The organism is Streptomyces sp. NPDC052236 (genome assembly GCF_044548015.1).
Classification (GTDB): domain Bacteria; phylum Actinomycetota; class Actinomycetes; order Streptomycetales; family Streptomycetaceae; genus Streptomyces.
In genome coordinates, this window is the sequence record NZ_JBIUBL010000009.1 from 286,680 (window position 1) to 301,542 (window position 14,863).

The 14,863-nt window shown below is 70.3% G+C and carries 12 protein-coding genes; 2 read left to right on the forward strand and 10 right to left on the reverse strand.

Annotated elements, in window-relative coordinates:
* Positions 1–345: 345 nt before the first annotated feature.
* Positions 346–1,302 carry an aromatase/cyclase gene (locus ACIHCQ_RS18030; protein WP_399663013.1) on the reverse strand — a complete coding sequence of 319 codons (957 nt, stop codon included), beginning with the start codon at positions 1,300–1,302 and terminating at the stop codon, positions 346–348.
* A gap of 602 nt (positions 1,303–1,904) precedes the next feature.
* Between ACIHCQ_RS18030 and ACIHCQ_RS18035 the strand changes: the two genes are divergently transcribed.
* On the forward strand, positions 1,905–2,447 hold the full coding sequence (locus tag ACIHCQ_RS18035; protein ID WP_399663015.1) for a hypothetical protein: 543 nt from the start codon (positions 1,905–1,907) through the stop codon (positions 2,445–2,447).
* The gene (locus tag ACIHCQ_RS18040) at positions 2,444–2,626 is read left to right on the forward strand and encodes a hypothetical protein (protein WP_399663017.1); all 183 of its coding nucleotides are present in this window, start codon (positions 2,444–2,446) and stop codon (positions 2,624–2,626) included. Before ACIHCQ_RS18035 ends, ACIHCQ_RS18040 begins: the two co-directional genes overlap by 4 nt.
* 79 nt (positions 2,627–2,705) lie before the next feature.
* On the opposite strand, the gene pcaB is transcribed toward ACIHCQ_RS18040, so the two are convergent.
* The 9 genes from pcaB to mvk all read right to left on the reverse strand — a co-directional run bounded on the left by pcaB (position 2,706) and on the right by mvk (position 14,012).
* On the reverse strand, positions 2,706–4,148 hold the full coding sequence (gene pcaB / locus ACIHCQ_RS18045) for a 3-carboxy-cis,cis-muconate cycloisomerase (RefSeq protein ID WP_399663019.1): 1,443 nt from the start codon (positions 4,146–4,148) through the stop codon (positions 2,706–2,708).
* A complete protein-coding gene (locus tag ACIHCQ_RS18050) occupies positions 4,138–6,096 on the reverse strand; it encodes an FAD/NAD(P)-binding protein (RefSeq protein ID WP_399663021.1) in 1,959 nt (652 codons plus the stop codon). The genes pcaB and ACIHCQ_RS18050 overlap by 11 nt, the downstream gene beginning before the upstream one ends.
* 343 nt (positions 6,097–6,439) lie before the next feature.
* Positions 6,440–7,414, reverse strand: a complete 975-nt coding sequence (locus ACIHCQ_RS18055; protein WP_399663022.1) for a 3-oxoacyl-ACP synthase III family protein — start codon at positions 7,412–7,414, stop codon at positions 6,440–6,442.
* A gap of 15 nt (positions 7,415–7,429) precedes the next feature.
* Positions 7,430–8,641 carry a hydroxymethylglutaryl-CoA synthase gene (locus ACIHCQ_RS18060; RefSeq protein ID WP_399663023.1) on the reverse strand — a complete coding sequence of 404 codons (1,212 nt, stop codon included), beginning with the start codon at positions 8,639–8,641 and terminating at the stop codon, positions 7,430–7,432.
* A 3-nt stretch (positions 8,642–8,644) separates the two neighbouring features.
* Positions 8,645–9,706, reverse strand: a complete 1,062-nt coding sequence (locus tag ACIHCQ_RS18065; protein ID WP_399663025.1) for a hydroxymethylglutaryl-CoA reductase — start codon at positions 9,704–9,706, stop codon at positions 8,645–8,647.
* Entirely contained in the window at positions 9,703–10,794 is a 1,092-nt protein-coding gene (gene fni, locus ACIHCQ_RS18070) for a type 2 isopentenyl-diphosphate Delta-isomerase (protein ID WP_399663027.1), read from the reverse strand. The genes ACIHCQ_RS18065 and fni overlap by 4 nt, the downstream gene beginning before the upstream one ends.
* Positions 10,791–11,936, reverse strand: coding sequence for a phosphomevalonate kinase (locus tag ACIHCQ_RS18075; RefSeq protein ID WP_399663029.1), 1,146 nt, complete (start codon positions 11,934–11,936; stop codon positions 10,791–10,793). Before ACIHCQ_RS18075 ends, fni begins: the two co-directional genes overlap by 4 nt.
* Positions 11,933–12,985, reverse strand: a complete 1,053-nt coding sequence (mvaD, locus tag ACIHCQ_RS18080) for a diphosphomevalonate decarboxylase (RefSeq protein WP_399663031.1) — start codon at positions 12,983–12,985, stop codon at positions 11,933–11,935. The genes ACIHCQ_RS18075 and mvaD overlap by 4 nt, the downstream gene beginning before the upstream one ends.
* On the reverse strand, positions 12,975–14,012 hold the full coding sequence (mvk, locus tag ACIHCQ_RS18085; RefSeq protein ID WP_399663033.1) for a mevalonate kinase: 1,038 nt from the start codon (positions 14,010–14,012) through the stop codon (positions 12,975–12,977). Before mvk ends, mvaD begins: the two co-directional genes overlap by 11 nt.
* Positions 14,013–14,863: the final 851 nt, after the last annotated feature.

Below are 14,863 nucleotides of genomic sequence, written 5' to 3' on the forward strand. Positions count from 1 at the left end.
CCCGGGACGCCGCGGCGGCGACGGCGGGCCCCGCCGGGAAGCGGGCCCGGGCGTATGGCGGGCGGGGTGGCGCCCCTGGTCCGGCCTGCGTCCTGCCGTGCCCGGTGCCCTGCGCTCCCGCCTGGCTGCGCCCGTTGTCCCAGGTCAGCACGGGGCCGGTGAAGATCCCCTCCCGGTGGCCGTCCCGTGCGGGAGGCAGCCACCGGCGGGCCCGGCCGCCTCGCCCGGGGCCGGGGCGGCCGGGCCGGGCTCTCAAGTCGCCTTCAGGAGCGCATGGCCGCGTTCTCGACCAGATCTCCGGCGGCCCGCACGGGACGCACCGCGCGCCGCAGGGGGCCGCGCCTCTCACAGCACCCGTACGGCCGTCTCGGCGTGCTTCTGGGCCAGGCGCAGCGTCTGCAGACTCTGGTGGCCGAGCTCCTCGCGTACCCGGCGGCGGGCGTCCTGCAGGGTGGCGCCCGCGCCGAGCACCTGCTCGACGTCCTTCTCGCACAGGATGACGTGGTGCTTGGACACCACGGTGACGCCCCTCTCGTCGGGGACGACGGACCACTCGCCGCAGTGCGCCGCGAGCAGCCTGCGGGGCACCGTCTCCTTGTGGACGATGCGTCCGGCGTGCGGGAAGCACACCCGCACGGACGTGACGGTGTGGACGGTGCCGTCGGCCGCGGCGAGGTCCATGGTGACCTTCTGGATGCCGTCCTGGGGCTCGCTCAGGGCGGCCCGGCGCACGTGCGGGACCTGCCCCGGCCAGTCCGCCACGTCGTAGAGGAAGCCGTAGACGAGCTCGGCGGGCCCTTTGACCCGCACCGATTCCTCGAACGACAGGACCAGCTGGTCCAGCCGTGCCCACCGCTCCGCCAGGTACAGCAGACTCCGCAGGTCGGAGAGGGTGTTGGCGTCCGTGGCCTGCTCCAGCCACGCCACGTCCTCGGGCCGGTCGCCCACGGCGGTGAACTCGTGGTCCACGGTCAGCCGGCAGCGGCCGGGGCCCAGGGACTGCACGGAACACGTACCGTCCATCGACTTCGCGGGGTCCATGGTCAGGTCCTGGTGGAAGGAGACCGAGCGCCGCGCGGAGTCCTGGATCCGGTCGGACGTCCAGGACTTCACCTGCCCGCCGGCGACGACCCACATCCGCAGCCGCTCGCGGACGCCGCAGAAATCGAGCCGCTCCACATGCACGCTCGTCGGGAAGTACAGCGGCCGGCGCTCGGCATCGGCGATCAACGTGTAGAGGACTTCCGCGGGCGCGGCCACATCGACGGTGTGCGAAAGACGGCGTACACGTTCACCCGGCACCGGGACCACCTTTTTCTCTCGTCGCGACATTAGAGGCGGGGCAGCAGAGCAGTGTCAACAGCCCGAAAAATAAACGACCCCCGGCACCAGCTGATCATCCGCCGCACCGGCCGTCCCCTCGCGCTCCCCGGCCCCGGTGATCACAGAATCGGACGCCAGGTGGCCGATTCGAAGCCTTGAAGGAACCTCGAGTCCCCCTGCAGAAATGAGGAATCTAGAGTTCCCCTGCAGCGGCGATCGACTACCAAAAGAAAAAGTTACGCACTGCTAGATTATGGCTCTCGCCCCGGTCGGGTGAACGTTGACACTCCCCACCGCCCGTGGAACTCTCCCAGTGCCCCCGCAGACACGCATGGGCGGCATCGGGGAGATCGGGGCAACATCGGGGGAATTGAACGCGCGTGACAGCCGTATCCACTGAACACGTTGTGGTGACTCGGCGACGTCTTTCAGTGGTCTCGACACGTGGATCCGGCCAACGACTGCGGGGCGAGCCACCTCATGAAGGAGATTCGATGGAGTTTCACTCATGCTCCAGGAGCCATGCTCAGGAAAGCCGCACCGCCACCGGGTCCCTCCTCTGTGCCCCGTGCGTCAGGCAGGTGGAACGCAACCTGCGCGCACTTCCCGGTCTCCACCGGGAATGCCTGCACCAGATGTCATCGACATCCAGACGCATGAACAACCCGACGAAAGTGTCCGGGAGCCGCAAGCGGGATCACCTGGATATTTCCACGCTCGACACCCGGCATAAAATCCTCGCCATCCTGGAGTCCTGGTCGGGAATCATCGTGGAAGAACTCAAAACCATTGCCCCGGCCCACTCCGTTCCCCATGTGGCGCGCTTCCTGATAATCAACCTGGAGTGGCTCACCGCCCAGCCTCCTGCTGCCGACTTCGCAGACGAAATCGAGAACCTCCACGCCGAACTGCTGCGCACCATCGACCCTGAACCCGGCAATCTCCACACACTCATCAGAGAGTGTGTCGTGGACAACTGCACGGGGAAAATCAGCGCCTCACCGCAGAACACCGGGAACGCGGGGAAGAGCAGCATCAGCTGCGACTCCGGACATTCATGGGAAATGCGCGAATGGCTTATTCTGCGACAGCTCATGAATCGGCAACGAAAGGACGCCGCATGAACAAACCGCCACGCCACAGGCTCGTTCCGACAAAAGTTGCCGCCCTCGCCGCGGGTGTGTCCGAAGCGACCATCCGCAAGTGGGTGAGCCGGGGAAAGATAACCCGCTACGGCACACCGGGCCGCTCGGAGTTCGACATAGAAGAACTCACCCAGATCGCTCTGCAGCATCGGCACTGACCCGGCCGGCACATGCTCCGATGCCGTTCAAGGGCAACACCGTCGCGTCCAGTGGCTGCCCCGCCCACCGGTCCCCGGCCTACTGCCCGCCCTTCGACGGCAGTGACCGCGACAGCGCGCGCTCCGTCAGCGCCGCCGCGGCCCCGGTGTACGCCTGCGGCGCGAACAGGTCGGTGAACCGGGCGTCCGCCAGGACGGCCGACACCCGCTCGTCCTGGCGCAGGATGTCGGCCAGCGACTCGCCGGTGCGCGCCGACCGTAGGGACGCTTCGTTCAGCAGCTGGCGCGCCGGGGCCTTGCCGAGCAGCGGAGCCAGTACGGCGGCGACCCTCTCGGAGACGATCTGCCCCCCGGTGATCTGGGCATTGGCCCGCATGCGCCCGGTGTCCACCGACAGCTGGGAGACAAGCTCCACCGCCTGGTGCGCCGCTCCGCCGGTGAGCCGCAAAAGGGCCCGCAGCGGCTCCCATTCGGCGTGCCAGGCGCCGGCGGACCGCTCGTCCTCGCTCAGCATGCAGCCCAGCACGGTCGCCGCGAGCTGCGGCGTCTGCAGGGCGGCGGATCTGATGGCCGTCGCCAGCACAGGGTTGCGCTTGTGCGGCATCGCCGAGGACGCGCCACGGCCCGTGGGCGCCGGCTCGTGCACCTCACCCACCTCGGTGCGGGTCAGTGACAGCACATCGACCGCGATCTTGCCCAGGGCACCGCAGGTGAACGCCGCGGCCGCGGCCAGATCCACCATGGGCGTGCGCAGGACATGCCACGGCAGCAGCGGAGCGGACAGCCCCAGTTCGGCCGCGAACGCCTCCGTGAGCTCCTGGACGTAAGCGGCGGGCTCGGCACCCGGCGCGTGCTGGAGATATCCGGCCAGCGTGCCCGCGGCTCCGCCGAGCTGAACGGGAAGCCCCTCCGCGCTCAGCCGGTCCAGCTTCTGCGCCGCGTCCAGGACGAGGTGACGCCAGCCCGCCGCCTTCAGACCGAAGGTCGTCGGCACCGCGTGCAGCGCCAGGGTACGGCCCGCCATGAGGGTGTCGCGGTGCGCCCGGGCGAGTGCGGCCAGCGCTTGTTCGATACGTTCCAGATCGGCGCGGATCACCCGCAGTGCCCGGTGGGCCACCAGGACGGTCGCCGTGTCGAGGATGTCCTGGCTGGTCGACCCGCGGTGCACATACGCGGCCGCGTCCGCATCCCGCCCCGCCACCAGCGCGGTGAACTCCCGTACCAGCGCCACCACCGGGTTGGCGGACTGGCGTGCCTGCCCGGCCAGGGCCATCAGGTCCAGGCGCTCGGCCCGCGCCGACTGGGTGATCACCTGTGCGGCCGCCGCGGGCACCGTGCCGAGCCGGGCCTGCGCCCGGCTCAGCGCCGCCTCGGCGTCCAGCATGGCCTGGAGCCACGCACCGTCGGACACCACGGCAACGATGGGCGCGTCCGCCCAGACCGGCGAGAGCAGACCGCAGTCCAGCTGCACCGCGGCCGGGCCGGCAGCGGTATCCGCGGTGAGGGGGGTGTCACTGGGCATGGGTGAGTCCTTGTCCTGTGTGAACGTCCTGACCGGGTGCGGTACCGCAGGCCAGGGCCGCGCGGGCGATGGCGTCGGCGTCCGTGAGCGTCACCGAATTGACGCCGGGGCGGATGCCCGCGGCCGTCACCCAGTGCACCGACTCCGTGGGCACCCCGAAGGCGAAGCGGCGCGGATGCGCACGCCCCGCCGCGTCGATCATACGGAACGGCCGTTCGGTGACGGCCAGTCCGTCGGTCTGGTAGGCGCCCGCGGAACGGGTGCGGATGCGGTAGGCGGTGCACTGGCCGGTGGCCAGCAGATGACGCAGCAGCGCGTCGTCGGTGCGGCTCAGCGTGATCGCGGGCAGACGCGCCTCGACGAGCGCGTCCACCCGGACCGCCGAGCCGGGCACCAGCGGTGAACTGACGGTGTATCCGGCGGCATCGACGCCCACCCGCATGCCCGGCCCGACGACCTGCAGCACGTCGGACTCGATCAGCGCGATCATCTCCTCGACGCGCCGCGCCGGCGGGCCGATCGACAGGTGCGCGTTGAGCGGGGTGTACCAGTCGTCCAGATCGGCACGGTAGGAATCGGCGTGCAGACCACCGTGGTCGACCGCCAGGCGGATCTCGTTGCGCAGGTCCCGCAGGACGTCCAGGGCCGCCTTGAGCGGACCGCTGACATTCCCCGACCGGGCCTCCGCGACATCCTGGCGCATGTAGTCCAGGAGCCAGCCGGTGAAATCCCGCGGACCGGCGAACTCCCGGTTGCGGTAGGGACGGGCGAGCAGTCCCCAGTCCCACCGGTCCTTGTCACCGATGCCGTACTCCTCCAGGACCGCATCGGTGTGCCGCTCTCCCCAACCCGCTCCCCGGTAGTCGGCCTGGAGCTGCTGCGCCTGGAGGGTGTACCCGCGTGAGCGGAGCAGCGTCCCGTAGTAGACGGCCTCGGCCTCCCGGGAGATCAGCGGCCACAGATCGTCCTTGAAGTCGATTCCGGAGTGCCCGTGGGTCCGGCGCAGCTCCGCGATGCGCTCCAGGGTGAGCAGCAGCGGCTCGTGACGGCCGTGGGGGCCCTTCTCGTTCTCGCCACGGGCCTGATACGGAATGCCGCGCCGGGACCCCGCGTAGAGGCGGGGCTCCTGCCCGGAGGGGTGATAGACGAGCCGGCCGCCGATCCGCGAGAAGGAGCCCCCGCGGCCGGCGGTGAGCTGGGCCATGTAGTCGAAGAAGTTCAGCCCCAGCCCGCGCAGCAGCACCTTCGTGCCCGGGGCCAGCACGCCCAGGTCCACGTCCGCGGGGTTGGCCGGCGCGATGTGGCACAGCCCCCACTCCCGTACCCGGGAAAGGAATTTTTCCTCGGCGGCGTCCGCCCGGGCCGGCAGGTGCCCCTGGCACAGGATCACCGCGTCCAGCCCCTCCAGCACGGATCCGTCACTGAGCACCACGCGCTGGCGGGGCCCGTCCACGGCATCCGGCTCGTCGTCCAGGGCCACGGCGAGGCAGGGGTGTGCGCCGACCGTCAGCCCGGCGGGCGCGCCATCGATGACGCGCTGATACGCCCACCGCAGGTAGCGGCCGTAGAACGCACGGTTGGGGTAGGTGTCGGGACCCAGCTCGCGGGCTTCCTCAAGGACGGCCGCCGGATGCTCGCCCTCGATCTCACCCGAGGCGAGCGCCACGGCCCACTCGTGCAGGCTCGGTCCTGGCTCCAGGGGGCCCCGCAGGTCGACGGTGGCATCGGTGAACACCGATATCTGTCCGGCCACGGTGTTCATGAGCAGGTGAGGGGACTGGTCGGTCCGCCACACCTTGCCGGGCCCCGGCGGGTAGGGGTCGACCACATGGACGTGAACGGTGCTGCCCTCGGGCATCGAGCGGGCGTTGGCGCAGAGGCGCTCGAGCACGGAGAGCCCCCGCGGCCCGGCACCCACCACGCACAGCGTGCGATGTCTTGCTGTCATGTCTACCGTTTCTGCCGATGTCGGGCAACGGAGCGAGGCCACACCCCAGGAGCTGCCGTGGACGGCGCCACCGGCACCCGGCCGGGGAAGGCGGCGCCGCCCACCCCCATAGGTACGAGCGTGCGGATGACGATGCTCACGTCACCCGCCCCGGTGGCCCCCAAAAGTCCCTCAACCACACGGCGGCGCAGCCCGTTGCGCGCGACGTGCGGGGAGGTGAGCACACGCAAGGTCGGGAAGAACGACATGACGAACTACGGGGCCGGCGCGCTCCGTACGCGCGGCTCGCGCGAACGTACGCTGTCCTGGCGGCCGCCGGCCGCGGCGGGGCCGTACCGCCCCCTCACCATTCGACCAGCGCGAAACCCGCCGCCATGCCACCGCCGAAGGCGGCCAGCAGGATCAGCTCACCCGGACCGAAGGCACCCGCGCGGGCGGCCACGTCCAGGGTGATCGGAATGGAGGCGGCTCCCGTGTTGCCGTAGTGCGTCAGCGTGAGATGCGTGGTGGCATTCGCCAGGGCCAGGTCCGCGATGACGGTGTCGAGCATGACGCCGTTGGCCTGATGCGGCACGAAGTGGCGGATGTCATCGGGTACGACCCCGGCCTCGTGGAGGAACTGCTTGGTCAGCCGCGGCAGGTTGTCCACGACGAAGCGGCGCACCTCCCGCCCGTCCATCGCGAAGTACTGCAGACCGGCATCGAGGGCGGGCTGGTCGCAGGGCAGCCGGCTGCCACCCGCGGGCACCTCTATCAGGCCCGCCAGCTCGCTGAACGTGTGCAGCGCGATGTGCCGCACGCGCGCCCCCCGGCCCGCGCCCAGGACCAGCGCGCCGGCGCCGTCCCCGAACAGGACGACCGTCTTGCGGTCGGCCGGGTTCAGGATGCGCGAGTACACATCCGCACCGATGACCAGCGCGTGGCCGCCCCGCCGCGCGAGCACGCTCTCCACCGCGGAGAGCGCGAACACACTGCCGGAACACACCGCGTTCACATCGAACGCCGCCGCACCGGCCGCCCCGAGACGGTGCTGCACATAGGCCGCGGTGGGCGGCTGCGGCCGGTCCGGCGTGGACGTGGCGACCACGATCACCGACAGCTGGTCGGCGGTGATGCCGGCCGACTCCAGCGCGGCACGCCCCGCGGCCGTGGCCAGATCCGAGGTGGCCTGGTCAGCGGCGGCCCAACGCCGCTCATAGATCGCGGTCTTGAGGACGATCCAGGCGTCATCGACACCGGCTGCCGCACCGACTTCGTCATTGGAGACAACACGGTCCGGCACATAGGCACCCGTACCGAGGATCCCGATGTCGCTCATGCGCGTGCCCTCCCCTCATGTGGTGGTGAATTGGCTGTGCGAAAGGCCGGGCGGGCGCGTCTCGTAGATGCGCTTGTGGCCGCGGACCGCGGCCAGCCGGAAGGGCCCGGTGGTCTGCGCCGGGGCGGGGTGGTCGCCGCCGTCGCCCGGGAAGAACCGCTCGTGCAGCTCGCGGTACCCGGCGTAGTCGACCGGCCTGCGCCGGGCGATCGCCTCGCGGTGCTCCGCGGTCCGCAGGTGCTCCCGGTACCCGGGAACAACGGTCCCGGCGAAGAACTCGGCGACGCTGCCGGAGCCATAGCTGAGAAAGCCGATGGGCCGGCCACCCAGGTCGTCCGCCTGGTCCAGCAACGCGGCCAGGGCCAGATACACCGACGCGGTGTAGCTGTTGCCGACGACGGCGTTGTAGGCCGTGGTCTGCCCGATGCCCCGCGCGATCTCGTCCTTGCCGGTGTCGTGCCCGCAGGAGTTCAGCAGGTGGGTGTGCGCCTTGTAGGCCATCTTGGTAAAGGGCTGGTGGTAGCAGAACGCGGCGAACTCATCCAGCTTGCGGCCGCCCCGCTCCGTGTAGTCCTTCCAGGTGCCTTCCACCGCCTGCAAGTACGCGGTGATGGACTCCTGCCCGTCGACCAGCGCCGCTTCACGGTAGTTCGGCCGCCAGAAATCCATGACATCGGCCGTGAACAGGCCCGACGGATCCTCGATACGCACCAGCGCGGGATCCGCGCCGACCAGCATGGCCACCGCGGCCGCGCCCTGGGTCGCCTCACCGGGGCTGTCCAGCTCGTACTTGGAGACATCGCTCGCGATCACCAGGACCCGCTGCGTGGGGTCACGGTGCACCAGGCCGATGGCGAACTGCAGGGCCGCCGTCGCCCCGTAACAGGCCTGCTTCAGCTCCACGACCCTGGCCGCCGACGGCAGCCCCAGCAGCGAATGGACATACACACCGGCCGCCTTCGCCTGGTCGATGGAGGACTCCGTCGCGAACACGACCGTACGGATCTGATCGGAGCCGTGCCGGGCGACGATCGGCGCGGCGGCGGCCGCGCCCAGGGTCACGATGTCCTCATCCGCGGCGGGCACGCTCATCGACTGCTGGCCGATGCCCACATGGTATTTGCCGATCTGGGTGCCGTTGTGATCGGCGAGTGCCGTGTGCGGCAGGACGAACTCGGTTGTCGCGAACGACAGATCGTGAATTCCTATAGGGGAATCGCTGGCCATGCCCTATACACCGACCTTTACCGTGTTGGTGTCACGTTCAAGCTGGAGGTGTGCCCGCATGAGTTCACCCGGGTTCGTCTGTGCCGCCAGGAGCGAGAGCTCACCGCACAGCACCGTCGCCGCCGCGATGACAGCGAGCCGGCGCGCGTTCCCTCCGGGTGCGCGCTCCGCCCGGCAGCCCAGCCGGGCCAGGTTGGTCTCCACGAACCCGAGCCCCTTGCCGTTGCCCACCGTGCCCACGATCAGGTTCGGCAGCGTGCAGGAGAAATAGAGGTCACCGTCCCGGTCCTCGGCCATGGTGACGCCCTGCGAGCCCTCGACGATATTGGCCGCGTCCTGGCCCGTCGCCAGATAGAACCCGAGCAGCATGTTCGCGTAGTGGGCGTTCGCCGAGCGGATACCACCGGCGAGCAGGGTGCCGAGCAGGTTCTTGCGTATGTTCAGCTGGACTATTTTGGCGGCCGTCGTGTGCAGTACGCCGGTGACCACCTCACGCGGCACGAGCAGCTCCGTGATCACGTTCTTACCGCGGCCCAGGATGCCGTTGATCGCGGTTGCTTTCTTGTCCGTGCAGTAATTCCCCGAGATCGATCCGTAGGAAATTCCCGGAATGGTCTGCAGCAGGTGCCCCAGAAGCGCATCGGACGCCAGCGTGGCCATGTTGTGCCCGGACGCGTCGCCGGTGGTGAACTCGAAGCGGATGAACAGCAGGTTGGACGTGATCTCGTGCCGGATGCCGATCAGTTCGGCGAACCTGCTGCAGGTGCGCACCACCTCGCGCAGCTCCTCGATCCGCGCCTCGATCGTCCGCGCGGCCGTGTACGCGGTCTGCGCGTTTGCCGCCTCGACGAGCACCGAACGCGTCATCCGTTCATCGACCAGGGTGGCAACGATGCCGTCCTCGGCCAGCATGGACACCTTCGCCCCACGGCCCACGGAGGGCCACAGCGGCGACTCGTAGGTGGCCAGCGGGACATGGGTCTCGGTGGTGGCGGTGTTCCCCGAGATACGCAAGGGGCCCACCCACTTCATCGGGACCCCCGCTGTCGCGTGCGTATCAGTCATCGCGGGCTCCCCGTCGGCTCATGAGCGGCCTTGGCCGAGCGGGAACGCACGGCGAGCCGCCCCGTCTCGATGCCCCGGTCGGCGCAGAAGGAGCGAAGGCCGCCGTGGATCAGCAGATCGCGACCCGCCAGCTCGGCCGGCGTACGCGCGCCGAGCATGGTCTGCAGCGCCGCCAGCTGGTCCAGCCACGTCGAGATCTGCGCGATCAGCGCCGCCACACCCTCATCGAGCAGCGTGCGCAGGAATCCCCCGGACACCCCGACACCCGATGCGCCGAGCGCCAGTGCGCGGGCGACGTCGAGCGGATTACGGACGCCGCCCGAGGCCAGTACGGGGATGCCGACATCCTGCGCGTCCAGCAGACAGGCGGGAGTGGACAGACCCCAGCCGTCAAGGAACGCGTAGTCGGCCAGATCCCGCCTGCCGTTCTCGATCCGGGCGAAGTCCGTACCGCCCCGGCCCCCGAGATCCGCCACCCGCACGCCCAGGTCCCGCAGCGTCAGGACGGTCTCACGGCTCAGCCCGAAACCGACCTCCTTGACGATCACCGGGACATCGACGTTCGCCGCGATCTTCTCGATCTGCGGCACCCAGGACGAGAACGACCGGTCTCCCTCCGGCATCACCGTTTCCTGCACCGTGTTGATATGGATCTGCAGGGCGTTGGCCCGCAGCAGGCCAATCGCCCGCTGCGCCTTCTCCACCGAGGCCGTCGCGTTGATGTTCGCCATGACGAACCCGTCCGGGTTCTCCGTGCGCAGCACGCTGAACGTGTCGGCGCACGAGGGGTCCTTGAAGTACGCGCTCATGGACCCGGACGCCAGGGGCACACCGGTCTCACGGGCGGCGATGGCCAGGTTCCGGTTGATGACACCGGTCTTCGTGCTGCCGCCGGTCATCGCGTTGATGTACAGCGGCACCTGCCAGGCGATGCCGGCGAAGCTCGTGGCCAGAGACACGTCCGGCCGGTCGATGGCCGCCAGGCCATGGTGGACGAACGACACCTCGTCGAACTGATTGCGTCCACTGTGCTCACGCTGGTGCTCGACAGCGAGCCGGACATGGTCGTCCTTGCGTTGACCGATCATTCCTCGTTCCTTTCCATGGTGGGACGGATCGGCAGGTGCCGTACCCCTGCCGTGGCCCACCGCTGCCGCAGGTGGGCGATGGCCGGCGACGCCTCGGCGTCCAGCAGGGCGATGCCGCAGTCGCCACCGCCCGCCCCGGAGGGCTTGGCCGCGCCACCGACGGCTTCGGCGGCGTCGCACAGCGCCGTCAGCTCGGTCGTGAAGATGCCCAGGCCGACCGCGTCGTCCAGCCGCGCCAGCTCCCGCCGGGCGCACCGGATCTGCTCCAGCAGGGCCTGAGGGTCTGCCTGTTCCAGTGCCGCGATCGCAGCGCGCACACAGTCGGTGGTGCTCTTGACGAACCTCTGGTGGGACGCGCCGCCCCGCCAGGCCCGCCGGTCCAGACCGGCCACCAGGGACGCGGTGGAGGCGGGCGTTCCGGTCCAGCCGACCTCCAGCGAGAGGCCCTGGGGCGGCGGCAGCCTGCGCACCTCGAAACCCGGCCAGGGCACGCGCAGCGCCTCCTCGACGCCCCGGCGCCGGGCCAGGTCCAGCACGGCGGCCCGGTCGGGCGCCTGATACGCGATCCAGCCACCCCACGTACTGGCGGCGAGGTCACCGCCGGAGGCTCTGGCATCGATCTCCGCCGTCGCGAGCACGGCCAGGCGGAAGCGGGTGTCGGGCGACAGCTCCAGGCCGCAGAAGGACGCCACGGCCGCGACGGTCGCCACCGTCACCGCGCCACTGGAACCCAGGCCGAACTTGGTGCCGTGCTCGTGCAGACGGCTGCTGACCGAGACGCTCAGCGCGGGCGTCGCCAGGCCGCGTTCGGCCAGCAGCCGCCCCACGACCTCGATCGCCGACACCACGTGTGGCAGACCGCCGCGGCCACGCTGCTCGCCGTCTTCGCCGTATTGGCCGTCTTCACCGAGGCGGCCGTCGTGCCATTGCCGGCGCACCCGTTGCGGACCGAGGTCGGAGGAGATCACGACGCCCGCTCCGCCCGAGCCGGAGCCGGAGCCGGAGCCGGACACGGTGACGGTGACATGCCGGTCGACCGCCACCAGGATCGCCGGGTTGCCCGCCTCCACCACCGCGTACTCGCCCGCGACGAACAACTTGCCCGGCGCCCGCCGGACAACCGTCCGCTGAGGGGTCATCATCCGCGCTCGTCCAGCAGACGGGCGCCCTGCCCCGGCCCGGCTATGTGCACCGAGCTCCCGGGGGCGGCACCGCGCACGGCCGCGGCCACCCGGTCCGCATCCGCGCGATGGCAGAGCACCTTGACGTTCGGCCCGGCGTCCATGGTCGCGTAGGCCGGTACACCGTCCCGCCGCAGCCGCAGCACACTGTCGAGCACGGTGAGCGTGGCCGGCGACAGATAGCGCACCGCGGGGCGCGCCGCCAGCATGGTCGCGTGCATACCGAGCGCGTTGCGTTCCGCGATCTCCCCCATCGCGTCGAGGTCGCCGCGGCGCAGCGCCCCCCGCATGCCGAGGAGGTCCTCCTTGCTCGAGGCGGCCCACGGCCCGTACAGCGGCGAGGTGTCGACGGTCCGCCGCATGGCCTCACGGCTGGACACCGCCTTGGGCCCCGCGTCGACCACCGCGATGACCAGTGCGGGGTCGAGTTCTCCCGCGGGCACCGGCTCGGCGTACGAGCTGAGGTCCGCGTCCGTGGCCGTGCCGGTGTCCCGGCCGGCGTGCCAGATCGCGAAGCCGCCGAAGACCGACCGCGACGCCGACCCGGATCCGCGCCGGGCCAGGCGCGACAGCGCGGTGGCATCCAGACCGAGCCCGTACGCGGCACCGGCGGCGACGGCGAGGGCGGCGAACCCACTCGCGGACGACGCCAGGCCCGCCCCGGTGGGGACGGTGTTCCCGGTGTCCACGACGGCCCGCTGGGGGAGCCCGGCTTGTTCCCGCACCAGCTCCAGGAACGCGACAACGCGTCGCTGTGCCTCGCCCGTCGCGGGCACGCCGTTGAGCGTCACCTCGTCGTGCTCAGCCCCGGGATCGAGCCGCACGCGGGTGGTCGTGGGGAAGATGTCCAGGGTCATCGACAGGCTGTCGGTGACGGGAAGGACAAGCCGCTCATCGCGCTTGCCCCAGTACTTGATGAGCGCGATGTTCGGGTACGCGACAGCGGTGGCACTGCCCGCGGTGCCCCGCGCCGGCGGTCGCACCAGAGTGGTGCGGTGTTCAGCGTTCATGGTTGGCGAGCCCCTTCAGCGGTACGACCCAGGTCTGCACGGCGCCGGCTTTGTGCAGCTGCCGGGTGACCTCCCTGGCCTGCCCCGGCCGGGTCAGTGCGATCACACAGCCGCCCAGGCCACCCCCGGTGATCTTGGCTCCGAGGCTGCCTGCCGTAAGCGCGGCCCTGACCAGCGCGTCGATCCGGTCGGTACTGAGGCCGGCCGCACGCAGCAGCTCGTGGTAGTCGGTGAGCCGCGAGCCGACTTCCTCCGGCCTGCCCTCCGCGAGGGCACGCCTGGCCTCGTCGGTCAGCTCCGAGGCACGGCGCACGAATCTCTCCTGCGCCCCGGCGTGGCGCTCAAATTCCGCGCGCAGCAGCTCAACCGCGTCTTTGGTGCTGCCCGCGACGCCACTGTCCGCGATGATGAACAGGCCCTCGCAGCCGATACTCAGCTCCTGGACCTCGCCCGCCCGGAACCACAGCGGGGCGGACGCGCCGACGGTCATGGCATCGACGCCGCTGGCCCGGCCGTGCGCCACATTCTCGGACGCCTGCACCAGGTCGAACACCGCGCTCTCCGCCATTTCCCGGCCGAAGAGATCGGCGAGGGCGAAGACGACCGCACGCGCACACGCCGCGCTGGAGCCGAGTCCCCGCCCGGGCGGAATCGCACAGTCCATGATCATGTCCAGGGGCTGGCTGTCGGCCACACCCATGGTCGTCCTGAATTCGGTGGTCAGCCGGCGCAGACCGTCGGAGGCTTGCGTCACCACCGGCCTCGACGCGGAACCGGTCATCGTGAACGACACATCGACCAGGTCGTCAGGGGCGTGGGAAGACCACACGGCGCTGGCCGTGACCGTCAGTTGTGGAATCGGAAGAGCGAGCGCCGGAGCTCCGTAAACGACCGCGTGCTCCCCCAGCAAAATGGCCTTGGCGTGAGACTGGCCGATTCCGACTGAGCGAGCCCGGTGGTTTTCTGATACCCCCTCCACCGAGGTGGGTAGAGTCAACGAACTCAGCTCCCCTTGTCGTTTCCGCATTGAGATCGCATCTTCCAGAGTTCTGGAAAGGAATGAAGCAGGACGTCGGATTCACGGTCCGGGTGAGACAGCACGCCGTCACGCGGCGCCGCCTTCGCGATCGCACGGAGCGTCAACCACCGCACACAGCAAGGAACGGAGAACCGGATCGGCACCCGAAGGAGGAAAGCGGGGTTGCCTGGAGGTCCCGGCCGACACTGCATGGCGCTACGTCAGCGACGGCGAGCACACGGTTGACCGGCTGCGGAAGGAGGCCGTTGCCGTACGCGCATGGACCCGGTCCCACTGGTGCGGACTGGCGGATACGACACGCAATCCACTACCGTGCAGCAACTTTTGGGCAGGCTAGACGTACGTGAATAGTGACACGGGGCGCGCCTGCACACCAAGAGCGTGCCGAAGTGACGTGGGTCACTTCCGGTGGGGTTGAGCCGCGCATGGCGCAGCCTGATGTGCGGTCCCCACACCCGTTCTGCCGGCCGGCAGTGGGCGTCGCGGGCATCGGGCCCGGCCCGGCCGGGGGTGGGGATCGGTAGTCCGCCGCATCGTCAGCCCGGGCAGATGCCCCTTGGCACCCCGCAGCCCGCGGAGTTCGGATTCAGGTTCGCTGTGGGGCCGACATCCAGGCTGCGGGAGGCGCCGATGCCACCGGTGCCGATCACGTCGCCCTTCGGGTGTGCTCGCCGTCTCGGCCCGGCGGTTCGGGCACTTCGGGCTCCGGCGCCCGGCCGGGGCCATCACGGTGCGGTGGGCAGTCCCGCAGGAGCGGAGCGCCGCCCACATGCCACGTGCCACCGGGCCGCCGGCGCCGGCGGCACAACGGTTCGCCGATGCCGCGCTCCTCAAGATCA